Annotated in this window: 22 protein-coding genes and 1 pseudogene; 13 read left to right on the top strand and 10 right to left on the bottom strand. The window is 71.5% G+C overall.

Annotated elements, in window-relative coordinates:
* Positions 1-1,224, top strand: coding sequence for a cation:proton antiporter (locus ACIBTS_RS28580; protein ID WP_399323132.1), 1,224 nt, complete (start codon positions 1-3; stop codon positions 1,222-1,224).
* Between the two features lie 64 nt (positions 1,225-1,288).
* Here ACIBTS_RS28580 and ACIBTS_RS28575 read toward each other — a convergent pair whose 3' ends face one another.
* Positions 1,289-1,699 carry a MazG nucleotide pyrophosphohydrolase domain-containing protein gene (locus ACIBTS_RS28575; RefSeq protein ID WP_399323130.1) on the bottom strand — a complete coding sequence of 137 codons (411 nt, stop codon included), beginning with the start codon at positions 1,697-1,699 and terminating at the stop codon, positions 1,289-1,291.
* Positions 1,700-1,807: 108 nt separating this feature from the next.
* Here ACIBTS_RS28575 and ACIBTS_RS28570 point away from each other — a divergent pair, with 108 nt between their 5' ends.
* On the top strand, positions 1,808-2,803 hold the full coding sequence (locus ACIBTS_RS28570; protein WP_399323129.1) for a TAXI family TRAP transporter solute-binding subunit: 996 nt from the start codon (positions 1,808-1,810) through the stop codon (positions 2,801-2,803).
* Between the two features lie 44 nt (positions 2,804-2,847).
* Here the strand turns inward: ACIBTS_RS28570 and ACIBTS_RS28565 are convergent, their stop codons facing one another.
* Positions 2,848-4,257 (bottom strand): ATP-binding protein, encoded by a 1,410-nt coding sequence (locus ACIBTS_RS28565; RefSeq protein ID WP_399323127.1) that lies wholly within the window; start codon positions 4,255-4,257, stop codon positions 2,848-2,850.
* A gap of 12 nt (positions 4,258-4,269) precedes the next feature.
* Positions 4,270-4,956, bottom strand: a complete 687-nt coding sequence (locus ACIBTS_RS28560) for a response regulator transcription factor (RefSeq protein WP_399323125.1) — start codon at positions 4,954-4,956, stop codon at positions 4,270-4,272.
* 314 nt (positions 4,957-5,270) lie between these two features.
* On the opposite strand from ACIBTS_RS28560, the gene ACIBTS_RS28555 reads away from it, so the two are divergent.
* The 8 genes from ACIBTS_RS28555 to ACIBTS_RS28520 all read left to right on the top strand — a co-directional run bounded on the left by ACIBTS_RS28555 (position 5,271) and on the right by ACIBTS_RS28520 (position 11,677).
* Positions 5,271-6,047 (top strand): amino acid ABC transporter ATP-binding protein, encoded by a 777-nt coding sequence (locus tag ACIBTS_RS28555; RefSeq protein WP_399323122.1) that lies wholly within the window; start codon positions 5,271-5,273, stop codon positions 6,045-6,047.
* 53 nt (positions 6,048-6,100) lie between these two features.
* The gene (locus ACIBTS_RS28550) at positions 6,101-6,952 is read left to right on the top strand and encodes a glutamate ABC transporter substrate-binding protein (RefSeq protein WP_399323120.1); all 852 of its coding nucleotides are present in this window, start codon (positions 6,101-6,103) and stop codon (positions 6,950-6,952) included.
* A 117-nt stretch (positions 6,953-7,069) separates the two neighbouring features.
* On the top strand, positions 7,070-7,735 hold the full coding sequence (locus tag ACIBTS_RS28545) for an amino acid ABC transporter permease (RefSeq protein WP_399323118.1): 666 nt from the start codon (positions 7,070-7,072) through the stop codon (positions 7,733-7,735).
* On the top strand, positions 7,732-8,664 hold the full coding sequence (locus tag ACIBTS_RS28540; RefSeq protein WP_399323116.1) for an amino acid ABC transporter permease: 933 nt from the start codon (positions 7,732-7,734) through the stop codon (positions 8,662-8,664). Before ACIBTS_RS28545 ends, ACIBTS_RS28540 begins: the two co-directional genes overlap by 4 nt.
* Before the next feature lie 177 nt (positions 8,665-8,841).
* Positions 8,842-10,464 carry an FAD-dependent monooxygenase gene (locus ACIBTS_RS28535; RefSeq protein WP_399323114.1) on the top strand — a complete coding sequence of 541 codons (1,623 nt, stop codon included), beginning with the start codon at positions 8,842-8,844 and terminating at the stop codon, positions 10,462-10,464.
* Positions 10,465-10,541: 77 nt separating this feature from the next.
* Positions 10,542-10,628, top strand: a complete 87-nt coding sequence (locus tag ACIBTS_RS28530; protein ID WP_311605579.1) for a putative leader peptide — start codon at positions 10,542-10,544, stop codon at positions 10,626-10,628.
* A 96-nt stretch (positions 10,629-10,724) separates the two neighbouring features.
* Positions 10,725-11,252, top strand: coding sequence for a cysteine dioxygenase (locus ACIBTS_RS28525; protein WP_399323113.1), 528 nt, complete (start codon positions 10,725-10,727; stop codon positions 11,250-11,252).
* The gene (locus ACIBTS_RS28520; protein ID WP_399323111.1) at positions 11,249-11,677 is read left to right on the top strand and encodes a rhodanese-like domain-containing protein; all 429 of its coding nucleotides are present in this window, start codon (positions 11,249-11,251) and stop codon (positions 11,675-11,677) included. The genes ACIBTS_RS28525 and ACIBTS_RS28520 overlap by 4 nt, the downstream gene beginning before the upstream one ends.
* A gap of 6 nt (positions 11,678-11,683) precedes the next feature.
* Here the strand turns inward: ACIBTS_RS28520 and ACIBTS_RS28515 are convergent, their stop codons facing one another.
* From ACIBTS_RS28515 to recA, 4 genes are all read right to left on the bottom strand, one after another.
* Positions 11,684-14,221 (bottom strand): ABC transporter permease, encoded by a 2,538-nt coding sequence (locus ACIBTS_RS28515; protein WP_399323109.1) that lies wholly within the window; start codon positions 14,219-14,221, stop codon positions 11,684-11,686.
* Complete coding sequence (locus ACIBTS_RS28510; protein WP_399323108.1) at positions 14,218-14,907, bottom strand: ArsR/SmtB family transcription factor; 690 nt, start codon at positions 14,905-14,907, stop codon at positions 14,218-14,220. The genes ACIBTS_RS28515 and ACIBTS_RS28510 overlap by 4 nt, the downstream gene beginning before the upstream one ends.
* Before the next feature lie 170 nt (positions 14,908-15,077).
* A complete protein-coding gene (gene recX, locus ACIBTS_RS28505) occupies positions 15,078-15,884 on the bottom strand; it encodes a recombination regulator RecX (RefSeq protein WP_399323106.1) in 807 nt (268 codons plus the stop codon).
* 3 nt (positions 15,885-15,887) lie between these two features.
* On the bottom strand, positions 15,888-17,018 hold the full coding sequence (gene recA / locus ACIBTS_RS28500; RefSeq protein WP_399323104.1) for a recombinase RecA: 1,131 nt from the start codon (positions 17,016-17,018) through the stop codon (positions 15,888-15,890).
* A 325-nt stretch (positions 17,019-17,343) separates the two neighbouring features.
* Between recA and ACIBTS_RS28495 the strand changes: the two genes are divergently transcribed.
* Positions 17,344-18,135 carry a hypothetical protein gene (locus ACIBTS_RS28495; protein WP_399323102.1) on the top strand — a complete coding sequence of 264 codons (792 nt, stop codon included), beginning with the start codon at positions 17,344-17,346 and terminating at the stop codon, positions 18,133-18,135.
* A 15-nt stretch (positions 18,136-18,150) separates the two neighbouring features.
* On the opposite strand, the gene ACIBTS_RS28490 is transcribed toward ACIBTS_RS28495, so the two are convergent.
* Together ACIBTS_RS28490 and ACIBTS_RS28485 are read right to left on the bottom strand one after the other, a co-directional pair.
* Complete coding sequence (locus tag ACIBTS_RS28490) at positions 18,151-19,413, bottom strand: AI-2E family transporter (RefSeq protein WP_399323101.1); 1,263 nt, start codon at positions 19,411-19,413, stop codon at positions 18,151-18,153.
* Positions 19,414-19,473: 60 nt separating this feature from the next.
* Positions 19,474-19,668 (bottom strand): DUF3046 domain-containing protein, encoded by a 195-nt coding sequence (locus tag ACIBTS_RS28485; RefSeq protein WP_319677303.1) that lies wholly within the window; start codon positions 19,666-19,668, stop codon positions 19,474-19,476.
* Between the two features lie 78 nt (positions 19,669-19,746).
* On the opposite strand from ACIBTS_RS28485, the gene ACIBTS_RS28480 reads away from it, so the two are divergent.
* Positions 19,747-20,691 carry a hypothetical protein gene (locus ACIBTS_RS28480; RefSeq protein WP_079659106.1) on the top strand — a complete coding sequence of 315 codons (945 nt, stop codon included), beginning with the start codon at positions 19,747-19,749 and terminating at the stop codon, positions 20,689-20,691.
* Positions 20,692-20,780: 89 nt separating this feature from the next.
* Here ACIBTS_RS28480 and ACIBTS_RS28475 read toward each other — a convergent pair.
* Positions 20,781-20,897, bottom strand: a pseudogene (locus ACIBTS_RS28475) (AraC family transcriptional regulator); the annotation flags it as partial.
* 129 nt (positions 20,898-21,026) lie between these two features.
* On the opposite strand from ACIBTS_RS28475, the gene ACIBTS_RS28470 reads away from it, so the two are divergent.
* A complete protein-coding gene (locus ACIBTS_RS28470; protein ID WP_399323099.1) occupies positions 21,027-25,985 on the top strand; it encodes an ATP-dependent helicase in 4,959 nt (1,652 codons plus the stop codon).
* Positions 25,986-26,032: the final 47 nt, after the last annotated feature.

Raw genomic sequence — 26,032 nt, 5'->3', positions numbered from 1 at the left:
GTGCATTCCGCCGTCCTGTTGATCGAGTTCGGTTCCATCATCCTCGGCCTCGGCCTGCTCGGCCGGTTCGCCGCCCGCTTCAGCTTCTCGCCGATCCCGCTGTACCTGCTGGCCGGCCTTGCCTTCGGCGAGGGCGGGCTGCTGCCGCTCGGCGCGAGCGAGGAGTTCGTCGCCACCGGCGCCGAGATCGGCGTGATCCTGTTGCTGCTGATGCTCGGCCTGGAGTACACGGCGAGCGATCTGGTCTCCAACCTCAAGGCCCACTATCCGGCCGGGCTCGTGGACTGCGCCCTGAACGCCGTGCCGGGTGCGGCCGCCGCGCTGCTGCTCGGCTGGGGGCCGGTGGCGGCCGTGGTGCTCGCGGGCGTCACCTGGATCTCGTCGTCCGGGGTGATCGCCAAGGTGCTGGGCGACCTGGGCCGGGTCGGCAACCGGGAGACGCCGGTGATCCTCAGCGTGCTGGTCCTGGAGGATCTGGCCATGGCGGTCTACCTGCCCATCGTCACCGCCCTGGTGGCCGGGGTCGGGCTGGCGGCCGGCAGTGTGACCCTGGCGATCGCGCTGGGCGTCGCGGGACTGGTGCTGTTCGCGGCGGTGCGGTACGGCCGGGTCATCTCCCGTTTCGTGTCGAGCGACGACCCGGAGAAGCTGCTCCTCGTCGTGCTGGGGCTGACGATCCTGGTCGCCGGTGTGGCGCAGCAGCTGCAGGTGTCGGCGGCCGTGGGGGCGTTCCTGGTGGGCATCGCGCTGTCCGGGGAAGCCGCGGAGGGCGCGCACACCCTGCTGAGCCCGCTGCGGGATCTGTTCGCGGCCATCTTCTTCGTCTTCTTCGGACTGCACACCGACCCGGCGAGCATCCCTCCCGTCCTCCTGCCCGCCCTCGCGCTGGCGGCCGTCACCGCCGCGACGAAGATCGCCACCGGTTACTGGGCGGCGCAGCGGGCCGGGATCTCGGTCAAGGGGCGCTGGCGGGCGGGCGGTGCGCTGGTGGCGCGCGGGGAGTTCTCGATCGTCATCGCCGGACTCGCTGTCACCGCCGGAATCGAGCCGTCCCTGGGGCCGCTGGCGACGGCTTACGTCCTGATCCTGGTCGTCCTCGGCCCGCTCACCGCCCGCTACACGGAGCCGCTGGCGGCTCGGTGGGCGCGCCGCCGCGGGCCCCTCGACGGCGGCACGGCGGAGCCGCTGCCCGAGGCCCGGCACCAGGCCCCGGTGGGCGACTGACGTCCCCTCGAAGGCAGGGCGCGGGCCATGACGCGCGCCACCGGACGGCGCCAGCCGCCCCGCTTCAGGCCGCGCCGCCGGGTATCCAGCCCTGGCGGCGCAGCACCGCGGACACGTCCGGCGCCTCGTAGTGCTCCCCCTTGAGGACCTTGCCGTCGGCGCGGCGGGCGACCTGGCCGTCGGGGCCCAGCTTGGTCATGTTGGAACGGTGGATCTCGGCGAGCACCGCGTCGAGATCGATGCCGTGCACCAGGGCCGTGCCGTACGCGACGTAGACGACGTCGGCCAGCTCGTGCGCGAGCCGGTCCAGCGGGCCGCTCACCGATACCTCGGCGACCTCCGCGGCCTCTTCGGCGAGCAGCTCCCCGCGGTGCGCGGCGAGGTCGGGCGCCACCTCCGTGGGCGTACTGCGGGCGTCGAGGCCGAAGGCGCGGTGGAACTCACGGACCAGGTCGGCGGGCGAGGAAGAGCTCATGCACCGACTGTATCGACGCCCACTGACAATCCCGTCCGGCCCGTCCGCAACCGGCAAAGCGGGCCATGCGCTGGTCAGCACGGTGTGCCGGCTGGCAGGATCGCGCCCATGTCCAAGGTGTTCTCCCGTGTCGGCAGGCGCCGTGCCCTGCAGGGCACGGCCGTCGGTGCCGTCCTCCTCGGGCTGTTGTTGTGGTGGCTGCAGCCGCTGGGCGAGGAGCCGCCGCACGGGTCGATCACCTTCAGCACGGGCACGACCAGCGGCGTCTACTACGAGTACGGCGCCCGGCTGCGCGCCGAGCTCGCCAGAGACATGCCCGACCTGGACGTGAAGCTGACGACGAGCAACGGGTCGCAGGAGAACGTCGCGCGCGTGGCGGCCGGCCAGGCCGACTTCACCATCGCCGCGGCCGACGCGGTGGAGACGTACGAACGGCAGCACCCCGGCTCGGCCGCCCGACTGCGCGGGGTGGCCCGCCTGTACGACGACTACGTCCAGCTGGTGGTGCCGCGCGACTCGGCCATCCGGTCCGTCGCGGATCTGCGGGGCAGGACCGTGGCGACGGGGCTGCCCCGCTCGGGTGTGCGGCTGATCGCCGAGCGGGTGCTTCAGGCGGCGGGTCTGGACCCGTCGAAGGACATCAAGGCCGAGTCGGAGGGCATCGACACCGGCCCGGAGAAGCTGAAGCAGGGCAAGATCGACGCGTTCTTCTGGTCCGGCGGGGTGCCGACGGCCGGCCTGAAGACGCTGGCCGACAGCACCTTCCGGTTCGTGCCGATCGGCCCCGAGCTCGTCGCCCTGATGCACCGCAAGGACGACTCCACCGGCTACTACCGGGCCACGAACATGCCCGAGTCGGCCTACCCCGCCATCCAGAACGGCTCCACCGTGGCGACGATCGCGGTGTCCAACCTGCTGATGACGCGCACGAACATGGCTCCGCGACTCACGGAATGGCTGACCCGGACCGTGATCAAGAGCCGGGACGGCATCGGCGCGCATGTGCACTCCGCCCAGCTGGTCGATCTACGCACGGCCATCTACACCGACCCGCTCAAGCTGCACGAGGGCGCCCGCCGGTATTACCGCTCGGTCAAGCCGTAGCCGCCTCCGAGCCGTAGGCCGCCTCCGAGCCGCAGCCCCCGTCGCTACGACGTCGGCGACCTGGGCACCGACACCGTCGCCGTCAGGCCACTGGGCTCGTGGTGTGCGTAGGACAGGCCGCCGCCACCCGCCGCGAGCAGGGCCTTGGAGATGGACAGGCCCAGGCCCGAACCCTTGATGTTCTGGTGGCGGCCACTGCGCCAGAAACGGTCGCCCACGCGCGCGAGTTCCTCGTCGGTCAGCCCCGGCCCGTTGTCGGTGACGACGACGGTCGAGGTCTCGCCGTCGGCCGCGACCGTGACCTCGACGCTCTTCCCCTCAGGGGTGAACTTCACCGCGTTGTCGATCACGGCGTCCAGTGCGCTGGACAGGGTCACCGGGTCGGCCCACGCGGTGGTGGGCGGGCAGTCGCCCACCAGGCGGACGCCCTTGGCCTCGGCGGTGGGTGCCCAGGCGGCGACCCGTTCGGCGGCCAGCGCGCCGATGTCGGTGACCCGCAGATCGGCCTCGGCATGCTCGGCCAGCGCCAGGTCGAGCAGGTCGTCCAGGACCTGGGCCAGGCGCTTGCCCTCGCTCTGGACGGAGGCGATCTCCTCGTTGCCCTCGGGAAGTTCGTAGGCCAGCAGTTCGATGCGCAGCAGCAGGGCGGCGAGCGGGTTGCGCAGTTGGTGCGAGGCGTCGGCGACGAAGGCGCGCTGTTGCTCCAGTACGTCCTCGACGTTGTCCGCCATCTCGTTGAACGATCCGGCCAGCCGCCGGAGTTCGGGCGGCCCGCCGGCCACGGCCACCCGGGATTTCAGGCGGCCGCTCGCGATCGAGTGGGTGGTGGCGTCCAGCACGCGCACGGGCTTGAGCACCCAGCCAGTCAGCCGCAGGGCGGCGCCGATGGCCAGCAGCATCGCGGCGACCTCGCCCGCGCCGATGACCAGCCAGCCGTGCAGGATCCGCGACCGCATGGCCCCGGTGGGCGAGTCGGTGACGACGACCGCGACGACGTCGCCGTCCCGGATGACCGGCGACGCCACGACGAGCCGATTGCGCTGCCATGGCCACACCTGCTGCGGGTCATGGCTGCGACGGCTGAGCAGCGCCTCCTCGAAGGCTTCCCGCACCTCACCCGTTTCGGGGAGGTACCAGTCCCTCGGGGCATGAGCCATGGGGGTGTCGGTGCCGTAGAAGACGCCGGCCCGAATGCCGTAGACGTCGTAGTAGCTGTCGAGCTCCCGGCCGAGCGTCTCGCGTCGCTCGTTCGTGGGCGTCACCGCGGAGTCGCTCGTACCCGAGGAGGCGGTGACGAACTGGGCGAGCGCCGCGAAGCGCGCGGTGTCGTCGATGCGGTCGACGACCACCTTCTGCTGCTGGGCGCCCGCCACGCTGACGGCCAGGGGCACGCCCAGGGCCAGCAGCACGGCCGCCATCAGGACGATGAGCAGCGGCAGGAGACGTGTACGCAACCGCGGTCCCCGCTACGCGGCCGGGGCGACGAGCCGGTAGCCGACGCCGCGCACGGTCTCGATCAGCGCGGGCATGCGCAGCTTGGCGCGCAGGGAGGCCACATGCACCTCCAGGGTGCGCCCGGTTCCCTCCCAGCTGGTGCGCCACACCTCGCTGATGATCTGCTCCCGGCGGAAGACCACACCGGGGCGCTGGGCGAGCAGCGCCAGGAGGTCGAACTCCTTGCGGGTCAGTTGGATCACCGAACCGTCCACCGTGACGCGTCGCGTGGGCAGCTCGATCTGCACGGGGCCCAGGCGCAGCGCGTCCTCGCCGCCCACGGCCGGGTCCTCGTGGACCGTGCGCCGGCTGACGGCGTGGATCCGGGCGAGCAGTTCCCCGGTGTCGTAGGGCTTCACCACGTAGTCGTCGGCGCCCAGGTTGAGGCCGTGGATACGGGAGCGCACGTCGGAGCGGGCAGTCACCATGATCACCGGGGTGGCGGTGCGCTTGCGGATCTTGCCGCAGACCTCGTACCCGTCCTGGTCGGGCAGTCCCAGGTCGAGCAGCACGACCCCGAAGCCGGGCCCCTCCGGCACGAGCGCCTGCAGGGCCTCCTCGCCACTGCGCGCGTGTATGACCTCGAAACCGTGCCGCTTCAGGACCGCGGAAAGAGCGGCGGCGACATGGTTGTCGTCCTCGACGAGCAGCAGTCTCATCCCGTCCTCCTCCGGTTCATCGGGCATACGGTCTGACTCACTACAACGGGCGTACGGTTCTCGTGAGTGAAAAAACGGGGCACACGCGTGCGTGCATCATGGCAGTCACGCTGATGGACGAGGACGCCGTCAAGTGAGTTCCGGTTGCATGCCGCTTCCGTTATCCGGCCGATACGGGCGCAGGTCACAAGTGCTACGACACGTGTCCGATTGCTATCGGATCGTGATGCTCAGATTCCCCTCAGATGTAATGACGCTGATCGCAGCAGGTCACTACTGTCCTCCGAAACCGAGGAGGACGGAGCCCCAGAGCGATGACCGAAGTATCGGTGACCAAGGAAGATGCGGTCGCGAGCGGTGAACTGGTCGTCCTGAAGAGCGTCAACAAGCACTTCGGCGCGTTGCACGTTCTCCAGGACATCGATCTGACGATCGCGCGCGGCGAGGTCGTCGTGGTCATCGGACCCTCCGGGTCCGGTAAGTCGACCCTGTGCCGCACCATCAACCGCCTGGAGACGATCGACGAGGGCACGATCACTGTCGACGGCAAGCCGCTGCCCCAGGAGGGCAAGGAGCTGGCCCGACTGCGCGCCGACGTCGGCATGGTCTTCCAGTCGTTCAACCTGTTCGCGCACAAGACGGTGCTCGAGAACGTGATGCTCGGCCAGATCAAGGTCCGCAAGGCCGACAAGAAGAAGGCCGAGGACAAGGCGCGCGCCCTCCTGGACCGGGTCGGCGTGGGCACCCAGGCCGACAAGTATCCGGCGCAGCTGTCGGGCGGCCAGCAGCAGCGCGTCGCCATCGCGCGGGCGCTGGCGATGGACCCGAAGGTCATGCTGTTCGACGAGCCGACGTCGGCCCTGGACCCCGAGATGATCAACGAGGTCCTCGAGGTCATGCAGCAGCTGGCCCGGGACGGCATGACCATGATCGTCGTCACCCATGAGATGGGTTTCGCACGATCGGCTGCAAATCGCGTGGTGTTCATGGCGGACGGACGCATCGTCGAAGAGGCTGCGCCCGACCAGTTCTTCAGCAATCCGCGCAGCGACCGCGCCAAGGACTTCCTGTCGAAGATCCTTCACCACTGACGGAACTCAGCCCCCGCTCGCAGTACTTCACCACTCTTCTCAAGGAAGTCACCATGAAGCTTCGCAAGGTCACCGCCGCCTCGACCGTAGCGCTCGTGCTCGCCCTGACCGCCACCGCGTGCGGCGGTGACAACAAGGACGACAACTCCAGCAGCTCCAGCGGCAGCAGCGGCGGCGGAAAGATCAAGATCGGCATCAAGTACGACCAGCCCGGTCTCGGCCTGAAGAAGCCCGACGGTTCCTTCGCCGGCTTCGACGTGGACGTCGCGACGTACGTGGCCAAGCAGCTCGGCTACGACAAGGACAAGATCGAGTTCGTCGAGACCAAGAGCGCCGACCGCGAGAACGCCCTCGAGCGCGGTGACGTGAAGTTCATCGCGGCCACCTACTCGATCAACGACAAGCGCAAGGCGAAGGTCGACTTCGCCGGCCCGTACCTGCTGGCCCACCAGGACCTGCTGGTCAAGACCGACTCGACGATCAGCAAGGCCGCGGACCTCAACGGAAAGAGGCTGTGTTCAGTGGTCGGCTCGACCTCGGCGCAGAACATCCACGACACGATCGCGCCGAAGGCGAACCTGAAGGAGCTGAGCTCCTACTCGGAGTGCATCGCCGGCCTGCAGAGCGGTGCCGTGGACGCGGTCACCACCGACGACTCGATCCTCGCCGGCTTCGCCTCGCAGGACCAGTACAAGGGCAAGTTCAAGCTTACGGGCCTGAAGCTCAGCAACGAGAACTACGGCATCGGCGTCAAGAAGGGCGACACCGCGACCGTGGACAAGATCAACAAGGCGCTGGAGAAGATGGTCAGCGACGGCTCCTGGGAGAAGGCCGTCGAGGCCAACTTCGGCCCGGCGAACTACAAGAACGAGCCGGCCCCGAAGATCGGCGTCATCGTCAAGTAACCGCCTCCCGCGGCCCAGCCATGCGGGGTTCCTGCGGTGCGCCGCCGTCCGTCGCGATCACGGCGGCGGCGCGCCCCGCCCTCCTCATACGCCACCCACCCGGAAGCGCGGGAGATCGTGTTCGACTTTCTTGAAGGTTACGACGTCCTAGGGGCGTTCTGGATGACGGTGAAGCTCACCGCCCTCTCCGCCGTGGGCTCCTTGATCTGGGGCACCCTGCTGGCCGCTATGCGGGTCAGCCCGGTCCCGCTGATGCGCGGGTTCGCCGCCGCCTACGTCAACATCGTCCGGAACATCCCCCTGACGGTCATCATCCTGTTCAGCTCGCTCGGCCTCGCCGACGTCTTCGGTATGACCCTGGGGGCCGAGGACTTCAAGGTGCAGGGCTTCCGGCTCGCCGTGCTCGGTCTGATCGCCTACACCGCGGCCTTCGTGTGCGAGGCGATCCGCTCCGGCATCAACACGGTGCCCTTGGGGCAGGCGGAGGCGGCCCGGGCCATCGGGCTGAGCTTCAGCCAGACCCTCACGCTCATCGTGCTGCCGCAGGCCTTCCGTTCGGTCATCGGACCGCTGGCCAACGTCCTGATCGCCCTGACCAAGAACACCACGGTGGCGGCCGCCATCGGCGTCGCCGAGGCCGCCTACCTGATGAAGACGATGATCGAGAACGAGGCGCAGACGCTGCTCATCGGCGCGGTCTTCGCGTTCGGGTTCGTGGTACTGACCCTGCCGACCGGCCTCATCCTGGGCTGGCTCAGCAAGCGACTGGCGGTGAAGCGATGAGCTCGGTCCTCTACGACACCCCCGGCCCCCGCGCCAAGCGGCGCAACGTCATCTTCTCGGTGGTCTTCTTCGCCCTTCTCGCCCTGTTCGTGTGGTGGGTGTGGCAGGAGATGGACGAGAAGGAACAGCTCACCTCCGCCCTGTGGAAGCCGTTCATCGAATCCGAGGCCTGGACGACGTACCTGCTGCCCGGTCTCGCCAACACGCTGAAGGCCGCGGCCCTCGCCATGGTGATCGCCCTTCCCCTGGGCGCCGTCTTCGGTATCGCACGTCTGTCCGACCACCGGTGGGTGCGCGTCGTGGCCGGAACGGTGGTCGAGTTCTTCCGCTCGATCCCGGTGCTGCTGCTGATGCTGTTCGCCAACGAGTTCTACTCCCGCTCCACGAACGTCACCAGCGAGGACCGGCCGCTCTACGCGGTCGTCACGGGCCTGGTGCTCTACAACGCCTCGGTCCTCGCCGAGGTCGTCCGGGCCGGCATCCTCTCCCTGCCCAAGGGACAGACGGAGGCCGCGTACGCGATCGGCCTGCGCAAGGGCCAGACGATGAGCAGCATTCTGCTCCCGCAGGCGGTCACGGCGATGCTCCCGGCGATCGTCAGCCAGCTCGTGGTCATCGTGAAGGACACCGCGCTGGGCGGTGTGATGATCGGTTTCACCGAGCTGCTCAACTCGCGCGGCACCCTCGCCGCCAACTACGCCAACGTCGTCCCGAGCTTCATCGTGGTCGCGGCGATGTTCATCGTGCTGAACTTCATCCTGACCAGCTTCGCGAGCTGGCTGGAGAAGAGGCTGCGGCGCAGCAAGAAGAGCACTGGGGCGGTGCTCAGCGCGGAGGACATGGAGGAACTCAATCCGGCGGCAGTCGGCGGCTCCTTCGGGACCGGGGGCGAAGGCGGCGGCCTCCCCGGCACCAGGACCTACACCTGACGAACAATCAAATAGCATGAACGACGCGGAGGGCAGTGGCATGATCGCCACTGCCCTCCGTCACTTGACGCAAACAACGACAATGGGTTGCATACGTTCTGTGATCGTGCACCCTGCTCCAGCCTTTTGTTCACTCACATCCCTGAGGACACCGTCGCGGGCAGGGGGCGGCACGCCGTGGACCCGGTGATCATCGTCGGAGCGGGGCCGGTGGGGCTCACGCTCGCCCTGGCGCTGGCGCGCCAGCAGGTGCCGTCCGTGGTCCTCGACGAGGGCCCCGGAAAGGACGAACCGCGGCTCGCGCGCACCGTCGTGCTGCGCGAGGACACTGCCGCGCTGATGGAGCGGCTGACCGGGGCGTCCCTCGGGGAGGCCGGGGTCCACTGGGCCGGATGGCGGTCGATGCGGCGCAAGCAGGTGACCCGCCGGATCGCCTTCGACGACACGACCGACCCCGCCCCCCTGCACATCGCCCAGCACGTGCTCACGAGCGCCCTGCGCGCCGCCCTCGCGGGCGAGCGACTGGTGAAGATCGCCGTGGACAGTCGTCTGGACACCATCGAGCAGGAACCGTCCGGTGTCACGGCGCACACCCGCGGCCCCAACGGCACCTGGTGGCGCGGCAGCCACCTGGTCGGCTGCGACGGCCCGCGCTCCACGGTCCGCAAACTCCTGGACATCCGCTTCCCCGGCCGTACGGCGGTGGAGCGACACGCCGTGGCCGCGCTGCGCACGGAACTTCCATGGGCGGATGAGGCGTTGCTCCATAGGACGCCCCCGTGGCGGACGACCGGTCCCTCCGCCGGGGAGATCACCGGACGCCCGCTGCCGGACGGCGTATGGCGTCTGGACTGGCTGCTGCCGCCAGGCAAGGACCTCGTCACGCCCGAACTGCTCGTGGCCCGCATCCGCGAGACCCTCGCCGGCTGGAGCGAGGGCCCCACACCCGCGTACGAACTGCTCGACACCGGCGTCCACACCGTGCACCACCGGCTCGCCCGCCGCTGGCGTGTGGGGCGCGTCTTCCTTGCCGGGGACGCCGCCCACCTGCTCGGCGCGCTCGGCACCCAGGGCCTCGACGAGGGCCTGCGCGATGCCGACAACCTCGCCTGGAAACTGGCCCTGGCCTGGCACCACGGGACGCACGAGGCACTGCTCGACAGCTACCAGGCGGAGCGGCGCGCGGCCGTCGCCGCCCGGCTGCGCGCCGCCGACCAGGCGCTGCCGCTGCTGCGCGGCAGCGGAGGCATCAGGGCGTACGTCCCCGGCGCGGCCCGCGGCCACGACGTGCTGCTCACCGACGGCCACCTGGGACGCGGCCCGCTGGGTGCGCCGGGCAGGTACGACGACTCCCCGCTCGCCCCCCGCCACCTGGAAGCCGAGGTACCGGTGACGACGCCGCCCGGCGCACCGGCCGAGGACGTGCGCGTGACGGCGGAGGACGGCTCGTTCGTACGCCTGCGGGAGCGGCTCGGCCGGGGCACGCTGCTCGTCCTGCTGATCGCGCCGGGCACGGGCGTGTGGGAGCGCAGGCACTGGGTGAGCGCCGGCATCATGCCCAGGCTCGCGGCCGCGGTGACGGCCCTGCCGAGCCCGGCCGAGCTGCTGGTCGCCGAGACCTACCCGGGCGCGGCAGCCCACACCGTCCTGCTGATCCGGCCCGACGGCCATCTGGTCACCGCTCTCAACGGGGTACGCGCGGCAGACCTGTACGCGGCGGCGGAGGCGGTGGTGGGCGGGCCGCAGGGGGCGCAGGAGGCGCCCGCGGCGGGAGCCACGGCGGGCTCAGCGGCAAAGTGACGTACTGACTGTCACCGTGTGGTCCACATGGTGACAGTCAGTTGACCGGGTTGAACCGGCGTGGTGTACTCCCGATCGTGACCGACACCGATGTGCGCCTGTGGCGGAGGGTCCATATGGACCTCGTCCGCTATGCGGGCTGCGTGTGTCGTCCGTCCTGCTGACTTCGCATCCCCCTTCCCCCACCGGCGCGCGCCGCCACTGCGCACCCGCGCTCTCATGGCCGCGCGCTCCCCGCGAACCTTCTCAGGACGGTGTCCGTGTCTGTCTCCCCCTCCCTGCCCACCGCCGTCGCCGCGCCCACGCGGGCCGACCTCCTCGACTTCGTCCGGCGGACGGCCGCCGACACCGAGCTGATCTCCTCGCTGCCCCTCGACCCGGAGGGCCGCACCTGGGTGCGCCTGGAGGGACCCGGCGGCAGCGAGGCCTGGCTGATCGGCTGGCCGCCCGGCACCGGCACCGGCTGGCACGACCACGCCGACTCGGTGGGCGCCTTCCTCACCGCGCGGGGCGAGCTGAAGGAGTACTCGCTCACCGCGCGGCTGCCCACCGACGGCTGGACGACCCTGGAGCTGACGGACGGCATCGACCGCGAGCGCACCCTGTCGGCCGGCCGGGGCCGCTCCTTCGGACGTCACCACGTCCACGAGGTCCTCAACGAGTCCACCGAGGAACACGCCGTCTCCGTCCACGCCTACTACCCGCCGCTGCCGCGCATCCGCCGCTACAGCCGTACCGGGCAGGTGCTGCGGCTTGAGCAGGTCGAGCGGCCGGAGGACTGGCAGTGAGCGGCGTGAACACCCCTCAGGAGGGGAGGCCGGACGGCGAACGGCCACCCGGCATAGACGAGCTGCTCGATCGGGTGCGCGCGGGGTACGCGCGCGTCGAGGCACGGGAGGCGTACGAGGCCGCGCGCGCGGGTGACGCGCTGCTCGTCGACATCCGGTACGCGGCCCTGCGCGAGCGGGACGGGCTGATACCCGGGGCGCTGGTCGTGGAGCGCAACGAACTGGAGTGGCGGCTCGACCCCCAGGGCAGCCATCGCCTCCCCGAGGCCACGAGCCACGACGTGCGTGCCGTCGTGATCTGCAACGAGGGCTACGCGTCGAGCCTGGCCGTCGCGTCCCTGCACCAGCTGGGGCTGCACCGGACGACCGACCTCGTCGGCGGTTTCCAGGCCTGGAAGGCGGCGGGGCTCCCGGTGACCTCGTAGCCGGGGTCACTCCTTGGCCGTCGCCACCGTCACCGCGCGGACCCTGAGCGCCACCCGTGCCGGCAGAGCGGTGGCGACGAGCGCGAGGAGCCCGGCTCCCGCGACCACCGTGGCGTACACGAGCGGTACGACCGCCGGGGCCGCCCGTCCGGTCATGCCCACGCTGAACGCGGTCAGGACGGCCAGCGCGACCGCAGTGCCGAGGGTCGCGGCTAGCAGGAGCACCGACAGGGCCTCGGTGCGCAGCATGCGCAGCACCTGACGCCGGGTCGCCCCCGCGAGACGCAGCAGCGCGAACTCCCGGACGCGTTCGGAGACCGACATGGCGAGCGTGTTGACCACGGCGATGGCGGTGAACGCCAGGACCAGCCCCATGGCCAGGAAGTTGACCTCGGCGTTCGCCTGCTGCCGCTCGGTCTGCAGCGAGTCGGCCGTGGCCGGAGAAATCACCGCGAGTCCCGGGAACTCACGCAGCGTAGTCGAAAGTTGTGTCTGTGTACGGGCCGTGCTGACGAGGAGGGAGGAGGAGAGCGGGTTGTCGACGTGGCGGGCGACCAGGTCGTGCGCGAAGGTGAGGTCTCCGAAGCCGAGGCCCCTGGCGTAGACGGCGGCGACGGTGAGTGTGGCGGGCGTGCCGTCGCCGAGCGTGAGCTTCAGGGTGCTGCCGGGCGTCAAGTGGAGCTGGTCCGCGGCCAGTTCGCTGACGGCGACGGTGTCCTCGGCGAGTTCGCCGAGGGAGCCGGCGGTGACGTCCGGGTCCCAGGTGCGGGCGAGCCCGGCCGGGGTGACGCCCTGGGCCGCGTACTTGTCGAGGCCGACCCGGACGGTCGTACGGACCACTTCGGTGACGACGTCGTCCTGTGCCCGGAGCCGTCGTGCCGCGTCGCCCGGGACGCCGGGCCCCCGGGAGGCGACGACCCAGTCGGCGCGGACGCCGTCGCGGGCCTGGGCGCGGGCCGCGTCGCCGAGGGTGGGCTGCACGAACAGCACCGTGCAGGTCATACCGATGAGCAGGGTGAGAGGGGTGACGACGGAGGCCATACGGACGGCGTTGCCACGGAGGTTGGCGGTGGCGAGCCGGCCACCGGGACCGGTCAGCCGCAGCGGTCCGGCCAGGAGAACAGCGGCCGCCTTGACCAGGAGCGGCCCGAGCAGAGCGACGGAGGTGGACAGCACGACGACGGCGAGGAACGTCACGGGCGTGGAAGCGGGCTCGGTGCGCAGGACAGTGAGCAGGGCCACGAGGACGCCGCCACCGGCGAGCAGCAGCACACCTGCGAGAAGCCGACCCCAGGCGGGCCGAATCCGTTCGGTGCGGGCCTCGGCGAGCGCCTCGGCCGGGCGGATCCGGGCCACCCGGCGGGAGGCGATGCGTGCGGAGGCCCAGGCGCCGAACAGGGTCGCGGCGATGGCGGCGAGCGGCGGAAAGACACTCACGGTGTGCCGGAGCGTGGCGGGCACGGCGCCCAGGGCTACGAACCTGCCGTGCAGCCAGGCCCCCAGGGGAAGCCCCAGGAGAGCTCCGGCCGTGCCCGCGGCCAGCGCGACGATCAGGGCCTCCCGCCCGAGCAGCCGGCGGATCTGTCCGGAGGTCGCGGCGACGGCACGCAACAGGGCCAGTTCGCGTTCGCGCTGCTGCACGGAGAGAGCGAAGGTCCCGACGACCACGAGGACCGCCACGAGCAGCGAGGTGCCGCCCATCGCTCCGCCCATGCTGATCAGCCTGGTGCGGGCCGCGGCGGCGTCCAGGAACTCGACGGGCCCCCGGTCGTCGCCGGCGCTGGCCTGGGCGCCGGTGCCGTGCAGCGCCGTGGCCACGGCCTGCCGGAGCGGGCCCGGCCCGACGCCCGTCTTCGGCAGCACGCCGAACGCGGTGACCTGCCCGGGGTGTGCGGCGAGCCGGCGGGCCTCGGCGGCCGAGAAGAAGAGGGCCCTCTGGTGGCGTACGGCGGTGGCGGGCGCGGCGATACCGGAGACGCGGTAGGTGCGCGGGGCCTGTGTCGACTGGACGGTGAGCCGGTCGCCGGGTACGAGGCGGGCGCGTGCGGCGAGGCCGCCGTCGACGACCACATCGGTGGCGGCTGCGGGAGCGGTGCCCGCCGTGAGCCGATACGGCGTCAGCACCGCGGACTCCCAGGCGTACCCGTAGGCGGGCACGCCGTCGGCGACCGGGCTGCCGTCGCGTGTCAACGGCTCGGCGAGGAAGGTGAGTTCGGGGATCACACGGGCGACACCGGGCGCGGAGACGAGCCTGCGCTCCAGGTCGGCCGGGAGCCACGCACGCTCGGCGATGGGTTTGGCCTTGTGCTTGACTTTTGTCTTGCCCTTCTTGTGCTTGACGGTCGTCCGGTGGACGTTCTGGTCGGCTGAGACCACGACCGGGGCGGCCGCGTAACGCTCGGTACGGATGGCGCCACGCAGCCCCGTCTCCAGGAGGGTGCCACACGCAGTGATCAGGGCGGCCGCGCACAACAGCGCGAGGAAGGCGCCCAAGAAACCCGCTTTGCGGGCGCGGACGGTCTTCAGGGCGTAGCGCAGCATCATGAGGGATCCGTCTCTCTCGCGGGGGCGGGGAAGGCCAGAAAGCGGGTGAGCAGGGTGCGTGCGCCCGGCGAGGTCTCGGCGTCGGATCGCTTGTAGCGGTTGAGGAGGGCGATGTACTCCTCGAAGAACTCCCGGAGTTCGGGCAGGGTGAGCCGGATGGTGCCGCGCGAGTAGGGGAACGCGTCCGCCCACGGGTCGCCGTCGCCCGCGTCCCGCTGAAGCCGCTCGAAGAGGTCCAGGTCGGCTGCGTAGGCATGGTGGTTCAGCTCGTCCATGACGTGCCGCAGTTCGGGACTCTGACGGCTGCGCGGCGGGAATCTGAGGTCGCCCGGGACCGCCCGCCACCAGCGCTCCCGGTGCGCGGACGGCTCCGCGCGCCCGGCCTCGGCCATTTCCTCGACGAAGCCGTACCGGGCCAGCTCACGCAGGTGGTAGCTGGTGGCTCCGGTGTTCAGGCCGAGGGCTCGGGCAAGAGTCGCCGAGGTGGCCGGGCCGTGCAGGGTGAGATGTTCGAGCATGCGCTGACGGCGTGGCTGGGCCAGCGCCTTGAGCGCGGCGAGATCGCCGAGTTCGACGGGAGCCGCGGGAGCCGCGGGAGCCGCGGGGGCAACGGGCGGGTTCTTCGGCTCTGGCGGCCTCTCGGGTTCCGCTTCTGAGAGCTCGTCAACGCCTGGTTCCTGGGACATGCGTACACAGTCGCCTGTGCACAGATGCTTGTGCACTGCGGCGATCCGGCGTCTTCAGTGGGGGGTTATCCCTACCGCCTCTCGGCGGGGAGGTCGGCACTGCCACCGGTTTCCCTCTCCCCCCTCCCCTCCCCCCTTCCCGCCCCTCCCCCCGCTTGCCCTTCAATGGCTCAGTCCCCGTCCACCTCCAGGAACTCCGTGTCCTCGCCCTCCTCCTCCAGTGCCTGCCGGACCACCCGTAGGGCCATGCCCTCGGGGTAGCCCTTGCGTGCGAGCATGCCGGCGAGGCGGCGCAGTCGTCTGTCGCGGTCGAGGCCGCGGGTCGAGCGCAGCTTGCGGGCGACGAGTTCGCGCGCCGTCTCCTCTTCCTGCTCGGAGTCGAGCTGGGCGACGGCGTCCTCGATCAGCGCCGCGTCGACCCCCTTGGTCCGCAGTTCCTGTGCGAGCGCGCGCCGAGCCAGTCCCCTGCCGTGATGTCGTGACTCCACCCAGGCGTCCGCGAAGGCACTGTCGTTGATCAGCCCGACCTCCTCGAACCGCGAGAGCACCTCCTCCGCCACGTCGTCCGGGATCTCTCGTTTGCGCAGGGCGTCGGCGAGTTGCTTGCGTGTGCGCGGGGTCCCGGTGAGCAGGCGCAGGCAGATCGCCCGTGCCCGCTCAGCCGGGTCCCCTGAAGGCTCCCTCTGCTCGGCCCTCGACGAGGAGGGGGAGCCTCCGTCCTCGGCGGAGGGCTCTCCGAAGCCGCTCCGACGGCGCCCACGCCCGCCACGTGGGCCGTCCTCGCCACCGCGTCGCGCCCGGCCGCCACGGGGCCGAACCTCGCGGGCTTCGCCCTCCGCCCCCTCAGGCGAGTACGAGCCACCGTCCGACCAGCCGTCGCCGCCTTGGGCAAAGCCGCCGTCGGCCCCGCCCCCGCCCCCCGCCCCCCGGGGGGTCTCGTGGTGGACGTACTCGGCCCAGTCCGTTCGTCGCGTCACGGATCAGCTCTTGGCAGCCGCGGCCTTGGTCTTGGCTGCCTTGGCGGCCGGAGCCGGAACCGCCTTGGCGGGGTCCTCCACAGGCGTGCCCGCGGCCCCCGCTGCGTCCGCGCCCGGCTCTGCGGCGGGCTCCTCCGGACGTACGCCGACGCCCAGCTTCTCCTTGATCTTCTTCTCGATCTCGTTGGCGAGGTCGGGGTTGTCCTTCAGGAAGTTGCGGGCGTTCTCCTTGCCCTGGCCGAGCTGGTCGCCCTCGTACGTGTACCAGGCACCCGCCTTGCGGACGAAGCCGTTCTCCACGCCCATGTCGATCAGGCCGCCCTCGCGGCTGATGCCCTGGCCGTAGAGGATGTCGAACTCGGCCTGCTTGAAGGGCGGCGCGACCTTGTTCTTGACGACCTTGACGCGGGTGCGGTTGCCGACGGCGTCGGTGCCGTCCTTCAGCGTCTCGATGCGGCGGATGTCGAGCCGCACCGACGCGTAGAACTTCAGCGCGCGGCCACCGGTCGTGGTCTCGGGGGAGCCGAACATCACGCCGATCTTCTCGCGGAGCTGGTTGATGAAGATCGCGGTGGTCTTGGACTGGTTGAGCGCGCTGGTGATCTTCCGCAGTGCCTGGCTCATCAGACGGGCCTGCAGACCGACGTGACTGTCGCCCATCTCGCCCTCGATCTCCGCGCGCGGGACGAGCGCGGCGACCGAGTCGATGACGATCAGGTCGAGGGCGCCGGAGCGGACCAGCATGTCCACGATCTCCAGGGCCTGCTCGCCGTTGTCGGGCTGGGAGAGGATCAGGTTGTCGATGTCGACACCGAGCTTCTTCGCGTACTCGGGGTCGAGGGCGTGCTCCGCGTCCACGAAGGCGACCTGGCCGCCCGCCTTCTGCGCGTTCGCCACGGCGTGCAGCGTCAGCGTCGTCTTGCCGGAGGACTCCGGGCCGTACACCTCCACCACGCGGCCGCGCGGCAGCCCGCCGACACCGAGGGCGACGTCGAGTGCGGTCGACCCGGTGGGGATGACCTCGATGGGCTCGTTCGGCCGCTCGCCGAGGCGCATCACGGCGCCCTTGCCGAACTGCCGTTCAATCTGTGCGAGTGCGGCATCAAGAGCCTTCTCGCGGTCGGTTCCTGCCATGGGTTCCACCCGATTTGCTTGAGTCGATCGCTTCACGTCAAAGACGCTAACGCCTGCCACTGACAATGCGCCCCGACGCCGGTCCGGCCTGTGGATAACTCAGGCACTTATCCATCCCAATCGGGACGAAATCCCTGCGAGGAGCCCCACCGGAGCCTCACCGGAGCCCCCATGAGAACGGATGTTCGATTTTTGTGTCAAGCGCACCACGCGGCACTTCCGAGGCTACGTTCACGGTCCGCGCTCACGGCTGCTTCGCCGGGCGTACGGCGGATGTCTTCGCCCGGACGACGACGTCGTACGACGCAGCCGAGACGCTCGGTGCATGCACGAGCAGACGACCACGACGCCCCTCCGCGCAGCCGAACCCGCCCGTCCGAGCCCTCGACTGCTGTACCGCCTCTACGGGGCGACAGCGCTCCTGCTGATCCTCTCCGGCCTCGTCCACCTGGTGGTGTTCGCCGTCGACGGCGGCCCCTGGGACGGACCCGTCTCCTGGCGCAAGCCCGTCACGTTCGGGCTGTCCTTCGGGGCGACGCTGATCGCGATCACCTGGGTCACGTCGTACGTGCGGGTCGGACCGCGGTTGCGGACCGCGCTGCTCGGGGTGTTCGCCGCCGACTGCGTCGTGGAGGTCGGGGGCATCACCCTCCAGGCGTGGCGGAGAGTGCCCTCCCACCTGAACATGGAGACGCCCTTCGACACGGCGGTGTCCATGATGCTCGCGGTGGGCGGCGGCGTCCTCGTGGTGCTGCTCACCGTGTTCGCCGTGGCGTCCTTCCGACGCCGGCCGACGGGCCCGGCCGGGATGGCTCTCGCGGTGCGCGCCGGTTTCGCGATCCTGCTGGTCGCGCTCGCCTCGGGGGCGGCGATGATCGCGCGCGGTGTGGTGCTCACCCGCACGGGGCACCAGGAGGCGGCGTACCACTCGACGGCGCCGCTCAAGCCCCTGCACGGGGTCGGCCTGCATGCCGTTCTGGTGCTGCCGGCGCTGGCCCGGCTGCTGTCCCGCACGCCCTGGAGCAAGGCCGTGCGGTGGCGGATCGTGGCCGGGGCGGTGGGGTGTTACGTGGCCGCGGTCGCCGCGGCCGGGGTGTGGGCCGTCCTCACGTACTGACGCCCGCTTCGGCCGTCAGACGGACCCTTCCCGCGACCCGCTGCCCGCCCGGTCCCGTATGCGCGCCCACAGCGACCGCGCGGGGGTGAGCGGTCCCGGCCCCTCGCCGCGGCCCCGGTGACCGTGGACGCGGGGATCGTCGGTGACGTCGTAGCGCTTCACGTAGGCGCCCAGGAACGCCTGGAGCGTGGCGACCGCCGGGATGGCGATCAGCGCGCCGACGGCGCCCAGGAGCGCGGTGCCGGCGATGACCGAGCCGAAGGCGACGGCGGGGTGGATGTCGACGGTCTTCGCGGTCAGCTTGGGCTGCAGCATGTAGTTCTCGAACTGCTGGTAGACCACGACGAAGATCAGTACCCACAGGGCGTACAGGGGCGAGACTGTGAAGGCGATCAGCATGGGCAGGGCACCGGCGAGATACGTGCCGATGGTCGGGATGAACTGCGAGACCACACCCACCCAGACGGCGAGCACGGGCGCGTACGGAATGCCGAGGGCCTCCAGCAGTACGTAGTGCGCCACACCGGAGATCAACGCCATCAGCCCGCGCGAGTACAGGTATCCGCCGGTCTTGTCGACGGCGATCTCCCACGCGCGCAGCACCTCCGCCTGCTTGGCGGGCGGCAGGACGGAGCACAGTCCGCGACGCAGGCGAGGGCCGTCGGCGGCGAAGTAGAACGAGAACAGGGCGATCGTCAACAGCCTGAAGAGGCCGCCGAGGACCTGCGTGGAGACGTCCAGCACACCGGCGGCGCTGTTCTGGGCGTACTTCCTCAGCCAGTTGGAGTGAAGCAGCCCCTCCTGGATGTCCACACGCCTGAGGTCGGTGTGGAACGTGGTGTTGACCCAGTTGATCACTGAGTCGAGGTACTCGGGGAAGCCCTCGATCATCTTGATGATCTGTCCCGCGAGCATCGAGCCGAGGAGCGTGAAGAAGCCGGCGACCACGATCAGCAGGCCGAAGAAGACCAGGAAGGTGGCGAGCCCCCTGCGCATCCCGCGGGCAGCCATCCGGCTGACCGCGGGTTCTATGGCGAGGGCCAGGAAGAACGCGATCAGGATGTTGAGCAGCAGGCCGATGAGCTGGTGGAAGGCCCAGGTGCCCAGTTGGAACGCCGCGACGAGAGCGAGCGCTAGCACCATGGCGCGCGGAAGCCAGCCGGGCATGCCGGCACCCCGAGCGGCGCCGCCGTCGGCCGGGGGCGGCCCGGTGGGCGGCGTCGTGCCGTGGAGGGATGCGTGCCGGGCGACCTGCCCGGTCTCGTCAGTGGGTGCCACGGACCAAGTCTCGCCTACGCCACTGACAACCGGACAGCCGCCTGCGATCTCCGTGACGGATCAGCGCATCTCCTGCGGAACGTTCATCACCACGCACACCACGCGCCACACGTCCTTGGCTTCCCAGCCGTGCGCCAGCGCCTCGTGCACCGTACGTCCGCCGAGTTCCGCCATCACATGATCTCGCGCGAAGGTGTCGGCGTATCCCGCGCCGAAATGCTCGTCCATCCGCTGCCAGAAGACCGTCAACCGCATGACACCAGTATCCCGCGCCCGGGGGTGGCCCCTGCCGGGACCGCCTACCGAGACCGCTTTCCGCCCTACGGTCTGACCATGGCCGAAACTGGAGCATCCCCACTCCCCCCGACGCCCCCGGCGCACTCCCCGCTCTTCCGCGCCGAGCACTTCGTATGGCTCACCGCGCGCGTGCTGGAGCAGCGGCTCTTCGCGCACGACTTCCTCCACGGCTCCGCCGACCCCGTCGAGACCGCTCTCGACGCCTACCGCAACGAGGACGGCGGATACGGCCACGCGCTGGAGCCCGATCTGCGCGGTCCCGTCAGCCAGCCCCTGCACACCGTGCGCGCGTTGCGCGTCCTGGACGCCATCGGGCGCCTCGGCGGGCGGCGCGTGGAGCGGGTGTGCCGCTATCTCACGTCCGTCTCCGCGTCCGACGGCGCCCTGCCGGCGATCCATCCCAGCCAGCGCGGCTATCCGGCGGCCCCCTTCATCCCGATCGTGGACGATCCGCCCAGCGAACTGCTGTCCACGGGGCCGGTGGTGGGGCTGCTGCACCGCAACGAGGTGTGGCACGCCTGGCTGTTCAGGGCCACCGACTTCTGCTGGCAGGCGGTGGACTCCCTGGAGCGGTCCCATCCGTACGAGGTCGAGGCCGCGGTGGCCTTCCTGGACTCCGCTCCCGACCGCCCGCGCGCGGAGGCGGCCGCCGACCGTCTGGGCCGTCTGGTGCGCACTCAGCGGCTCGCCGCGCTCGACCCGGACCAGTTGGACGCGTACCCGGTCGCGCCCGGCTACGCGCCGGGCGAGCACCACTTCCCGTACGACTTCGCGCGGACGCCGCACTCGCTCGCGCGCGCGTGGTTCACCGACGATGAGATGACACGCTGCCTGGACCATCTCGCCGACGAGCAGCAGAAGGACGGCGGCTGGCCGATCCGATGGCGCCGCTGGGCGCCGGGCACCGCCCTGGAGGCACGTCCCATGGTGACGATCGAGGCGCTGCGCACCCTGAGGGCCTACGGCCGCACCATCGGCTGACCCGGACGGCCTCACGCTGTGGCAGCGCCCCGCCGTTGAGTCGCAGCAACCGCCTCACAGCCCCCGCAGCAGGGGGTCGGCGGCCGGCGGAAGTATTCGTGGGTGTGCCGCACGGAGGTCTTGCGGACGTACCGGGCGCGTTGCAGATCGACACCGGGCAGCTCCGCATACCGCCGGTGGCGCACCAGCTCGCCCCAACCCGCCATGCCCCCGCTCTCGGCGACGACCGGTCCACCCCGTCCCGTCCCCGTCCCGTCTCCGCGTCCCGCACCCCATCACCGGCCCAAGACCCGCAGGTCAGGGCCATTGTCAGTGGCGGGGTGCAGGATGGACGCATGGTCAGCTCCGCGCACCGAGCGCTCGACGGCTTCTCCCCCGCGACCCGCGGCTGGTTCACGGGGGCGTTCTCCGCGCCCACCGCGGCCCAGGCGGGCGCGTGGCAGGCCATCGGCGAGGGTGCGGACGTGCTGGTGGTCGCCCCGACCGGCTCCGGCAAGACCCTGGCCGCCTTCCTCGCCGCCTTGGACCAGCTCGCCTCGACGCCCCCGCCCGCGGACCCGAAGAAGCGCTGCCGCGTCCTGTACGTCTCTCCTCTCAAGGCCCTCGCGGTCGACGTGGAGCGCAACCTGCGCAGCCCCCTGACCGGCATTCGCCAGGAGTCCGTGCGCCTCGGCCTGCCCGAGCCGGAGGTCAAGGTCGGCATCCGCTCGGGCGACACTCCGCCCGCCGAGCGCCGCGCGCTGTCCACGCGCCCGCCGGACATTCTGATCACGACCCCCGAGTCCCTGTTCCTGATGCTGACGTCGGCCACGCGCGACGCCCTGACCGGCATCGAGACGGTGATCCTGGACGAGGTGCACGCGGTCGCCGGCACCAAGCGCGGCGCGCATCTCGCGCTCACCCTGGAGCGGCTCGACGAGCTGCTGCCGAAGCCGACCCGCCGCATCGGCCTCTCGGCGACGGTCCGCCCGGTCGACGAGGTCGCCCGCTATCTGTCCCCGCACCGCAAGGTGGAGATCGTCCAGCCGAAGTCCGGCAAGGAGTTCGACCTCTCGGTCGTCGTTCCCGTGGAGGACCTGGGCGAGCTGGGCGGTTCCCCGGTCGCCGACGGCTCCGAGGGTGCGGAGCGGCCGTCGATCTGGCCGCACGTGGAAGAGCGCATCGCGGATCTGGTCCAGGCCCACCGCTCCACGATCGTCTTCGCCAACTCCCGCCGCCTGGCCGAGCGCCTCTGCAACCGCCTGAACGAGATCGCCTACGAGCGGGCCACCGGCGAGCCACTGGACGAGCATCACGCCCCCGCCGAGCTGATGGGCGGCTCGGGCGCGGCCCAGGGCGCCCCGCCCGTCATCGCGCGCGCCCACCACGGCTCGGTCTCCAAGGAACAGCGTGCCCTGGTGGAGGAGGACCTCAAGGCGGGCCGTCTCCCCGCGGTGGTCGCCACCTCGAGCCTCGAACTGGGCATCGACATGGGCGCCGTCGACCTGGTGGTCCAGGTCGAGTCCCCGCCCTCGGTGGCTTCCGGCCTCCAGCGCGTCGGCCGCGCGGGACACCAGGTGGGCGCGGTGTCCACGGGCGTCGTGTTCCCCAAGTACCGTGGCGACCTCGTGCAGGCGGCGGTGGTCACCGAGCGGATGCGCACCGGCTCGATCGAGTCCCTCAGGGTGCCCGCCAACCCGCTGGACGTCCTCGCCCAGCAGCTCGTCGCCATGACGGCGCTGGACACATGGCAGGTGGACGACCTGCTGGCCACGGTCCGCCGGGCCGCCCCCTTCGCCTCCCTCCCCGAGTCCGCGTTCACGGCCGTCCTGGACATGCTCGCGGGCCGCTATCCGTCCGACGCGTTCGCCGAGCTGCGCCCGCGCGTGGTGTGGGACCGGGTCGCCGGCACGGTCACCGGCCGCCCGGGCGCCCAGCGCCTGGCCGTCACCTCCGGCGGCACGATCCCGGACCGCGGTCTCTTCGGCGTCTTCCTCGCCGGCGCGGACCCCAAGAAGGGCGGCGGCCGGGTCGGCGAACTCGACGAGGAGATGGTCTACGAATCGCGCGTCGGCGACGTCTTCACGCTCGGCACCAGCTCCTGGCGCATCGAGGACATCACCCGCGACCGCGTCCTGGTCTCCCCCGCCCCGGGCGTCCCGGGTCGGCTGCCCTTCTGGAAGGGCGACCAGCTGGGCCGCCCGCTCGAACTCGGCCGTGCGGTGGGCGCGTTCCTGCGCGAGGTCGGCTCCCTGCCCAAGGAGGACGCCCGGATCCGTCTGCTCACCGCGGGTCTGGACGCGTGGGCGGCCGACAACGTGCTCTCCTACCTGGACGAACAGCGCCAGGCCTGCGGCCATGTCCCGGACGACCGCACGATCGTCGTCGAGCGCTTCCGCGACGAGCTGGGTGACTGGCGGGTCGTCGTCCACTCGCCCTTCGGCGCCCAGGTGCACGCCCCCTGGGCTCTGGCCCTGGGGGCCAAGCTCTCCGAGCGCTACGGCATGGACGCCCAGGTGATGCACGCCGACGACGGCATCGTCCTGCGGCTGCCCGACGCCGACCTCATGGGCCTGGACCTCCTCGACCAGGAGCCGATGAAGGCCGGCACGGAGTACGACGCCGAACAGGCGCCCGTCGGCGCGGCGGACGTCGTCTTCGACAAGGGCGAGGTCGACCAGATCGTCACCGACCAGGTCGGCGGCTCGGCCCTGTTCGCAGCGCGCTTCCGCGAGTGCGCCGCCCGCGCGCTGCTGCTGCCGCGCCGCAACCCCGGCAAGCGGACCCCGCTGTGGCAGCAGCGCCAGCGCGCCGCCCAACTGCTCCAGGTGGCGAGCGAGTTCGGTTCGTTCCCGATCGTCCTGGAAGCGGTCCGCGAGTGCCTCCAGGACGTCTTCGACGTCCCCGGGCTCGTGGAGCTGATGGGCGACCTGGAGTCCCGCAAGGTGCGCCTGGTCGAGGTCACCACCCCGGAGCCGTCCCCGTTCGCGCGCTCCCTCCTCTTCGGCTACGTCGCGCAGTTCCTCTACGAGGGGGACTCCCCGCTCGCCGAGCGCCGCGCCGCCGCCCTCTCCCTCGACTCCCGCCTGCTGGCCGAGCTGCTCGGCCAGGCGGAACTGCGCGAACTGCTGGACGCCGAGGTCCTCACCGAACTGGAACGGGAACTCCAGTGGCTGACCGAGGACCGCCGGGCCAAGGACATCGAAGGTGTCGCGGACCTCCTGCGCCTCCTCGGCCCGCTCACCGACGCCGAGCTGGCCGAGCGTGGCGCCGAACCGCACTGGGCGCGGGAGCTGACCGCCGCCCGCCGCGCGATCCGGGTACGCATCGCGGGCGCCGACCACTGGGCCGCGATCGAGGACGCGGGCCGGCTGCGTGACGCACTCGGCACGGCACTGCCGGTAGGCGTGCCGGAAGCGTTCACAGAGCCGGTCAAGGATCCCCTCGGCGACCTCCTCGCGCGCCATGCCCGCACCCACGGCCCATTCACCTCCACCACCGCGGCCGCCCGCTTCGGCCTCGGCGTGGCGGTGACCGAGGGCGCCCTGCAGCGGCTCGCGGCGAGCGGGCGCGTCGTCCAGGGCGAGTTCCATCCGGCCGGCATGGGCCAGGAGTGGTGCGACGCGACGGTCCTGCGCAGGTTGCGCCGCCGCTCCCTGGCCGCCCTTCGGCACGAGCTGGAGCCGGTCCCGCCACCCGCCCTCGCCCAGTTCCTGCCGCAGTGGCAGCACATCGGCACGGGCCACTCCCTGCGCGGCGTCGACGGACTGGTGCGCGCCGTCGAGCAGCTCCAGGGCGCCTCCGTTCCCGCCTCGGCCCTGGAGAAGCTCGTCCTGCCGTCCCGCGTGCGGGACTACACCCCGGCGATGCTCGACGAGCTCACCGCGGCCGGAGAGGTGGTCTGGGCCGGAGCGGGCGCCCTCCCCGGCAAGGACGGCTGGGTCTCCCTGTACGTGGCGGACGCCGCGCCCCTGCTGCTGCCCCCACCCCACCCCCTGGAGCTGACGACACTGCACCAGTCCGTCCTGGACGCCCTCTCAGGGGGCTACGGCCTGTTCTTCCGCCAGATCGCCGACCAGGTCCGCGCCACCACCCACCCCGACGCCACCGACCCCCAGCTCGCCGACGCCGTCTGGGACCTGGCCTGGTCCGGTCGGCTCACCAACGACACCCTCGCCCCCATGCGCTCCCTGCTGGGCTCGGGCCGCACAGCAGGCTCCACGGCCCACCGCGCCAAACGCACCATCCCGCGCGGCCGCTACGGTTCGCTGGCGGCCGCGGCCCGCCCCGCCTCCCGCAGCGGCCCGCCGACCGTCGCCGGCCGCTGGTCGCTGCTCCCCGCCCACGAGGCCGACCCCACCGTCCGCGCGCATGCTCTCGCCCGCACGCTCCTCGACCGGCACGGTGTGGTGACCCGGGGCGCGGTCGCCGCCGAGGGCGTCGAGGGCGGCTTCTCGGCGACGTACCGCATCCTGTCGGTCTTCGAGGAGAGCGGTCAGGCGCGGCGCGGCTACGTCGTGGAAGGCCTCGGCGCCGCACAGTTCGCCATGGACGGCGCCGTGGACCGTCTGCGCGCGGTAGCAACCGCCCGGGACCGCGGCGAGCCCCTGCCCGGCCCGAACACGGCCACGAACACCGGCACAGGCACAGGCACGCCCGACGGCTTCGCCTTCCCCGACGGCCTCCCGTCCGACGACGCATGGGACCTTCCCGACCTCGACACCGCGTTCTCGTCCCCCTTCGACGCCCCGGACGCCCCCACCGCGCCGCATGGGTATGTCTCCCCCCGGGACTTCGCCTCCCCGGCCGCCGGCGGCCCCCGGGGTGGCGGCCTCCCGAACGGCTCGGGCCTCCCCGGCCGTCCCGACCGCGGCGGGGCCCCCCACGGCCGCGGCCCCCACCGCACCACGTCCCGGGCCTCCCGCGCCGTCGTCCTCGCCGCCGCCGACCCGGCGAACGCGTACGGCGCGGCCTTGGGCTGGCCCGAGCCGCCGAGCGGCGCCGGGCACAAACCGGGCCGCAAGGCCGGTTCCCTGGTGGTGCTCGTCGACGGCGAGCTGACGCTCTACATGGAGCGCGGCGGCAAGACCCTACTGGCCTGGCCCGCCACCCCGGACGGCGAGGACACGCCCGCCCACGACCCTCGCCTGCACGCCGCCGCCGAGGCCCTCGCCGAGGCGGCGCGCGCGGGCTCCCTCGGCACGGTCACGGTGGAGCGGGTCAACGGCGCCTCGGCTCTCACCTCCCCCATCGGCGCCCTCCTGGAAGGAGCGGGTTTCATCGCGACCCCACGGGGCCTACGGCTGCGCGCATGACAACAAACCGCCTGTCCCCTCACCCGCCCCACCGCCTCCACCCCGCA

It is taken from the genome of Streptomyces sp. NPDC050121 (assembly GCF_044460385.1).
GTDB classification, from domain to species: Bacteria; Actinomycetota; Actinomycetes; order Streptomycetales; family Streptomycetaceae; genus Streptomyces; species Streptomyces soliscabiei.
This window is presented reverse-complemented; position numbering and strand designations above follow the sequence as displayed.

Bases quoted from the DNA above. Each gene is read 5' to 3' on its own strand.
- ACIBTS_RS28555 (WP_399323122.1), top strand. From the start codon at position 5,271: ATGACCGAAGTATCGGTGACCAAGGAAGATGCGGTCGCGAGCGGTGAA.
- ACIBTS_RS28485 (WP_319677303.1), bottom strand. From the start codon at position 19,668: ATGCGGTTGACGGTCTTCTGGCAGCGGATGGACGAGCATTTCGGCGCG.
- ACIBTS_RS28510 (WP_399323108.1), bottom strand. From the start codon at position 14,907: ATGTCCCAGGAACCAGGCGTTGACGAGCTCTCAGAAGCGGAACCCGAG.
- ACIBTS_RS28480 (WP_079659106.1), top strand. From the start codon at position 19,747: ATGGCCGAAACTGGAGCATCCCCACTCCCCCCGACGCCCCCGGCGCAC.
- ACIBTS_RS28495 (WP_399323102.1), top strand. From the start codon at position 17,344: ATGCACGAGCAGACGACCACGACGCCCCTCCGCGCAGCCGAACCCGCC.
- ACIBTS_RS28560 (WP_399323125.1), bottom strand. From the start codon at position 4,956: ATGAGACTGCTGCTCGTCGAGGACGACAACCATGTCGCCGCCGCTCTT.
- ACIBTS_RS28570 (WP_399323129.1), top strand. From the start codon at position 1,808: ATGTCCAAGGTGTTCTCCCGTGTCGGCAGGCGCCGTGCCCTGCAGGGC.
- recA (WP_399323104.1), bottom strand. From the start codon at position 17,018: ATGGCAGGAACCGACCGCGAGAAGGCTCTTGATGCCGCACTCGCACAG.
- ACIBTS_RS28515 (WP_399323109.1), bottom strand. From the start codon at position 14,221: ATGATGCTGCGCTACGCCCTGAAGACCGTCCGCGCCCGCAAAGCGGGT.
- ACIBTS_RS28540 (WP_399323116.1), top strand. From the start codon at position 7,732: ATGAGCTCGGTCCTCTACGACACCCCCGGCCCCCGCGCCAAGCGGCGC.
- ACIBTS_RS28550 (WP_399323120.1), top strand. From the start codon at position 6,101: ATGAAGCTTCGCAAGGTCACCGCCGCCTCGACCGTAGCGCTCGTGCTC.
- ACIBTS_RS28470 (WP_399323099.1), top strand. From the start codon at position 21,027: ATGGTCAGCTCCGCGCACCGAGCGCTCGACGGCTTCTCCCCCGCGACC.
- ACIBTS_RS28575 (WP_399323130.1), bottom strand. From the start codon at position 1,699: ATGAGCTCTTCCTCGCCCGCCGACCTGGTCCGTGAGTTCCACCGCGCC.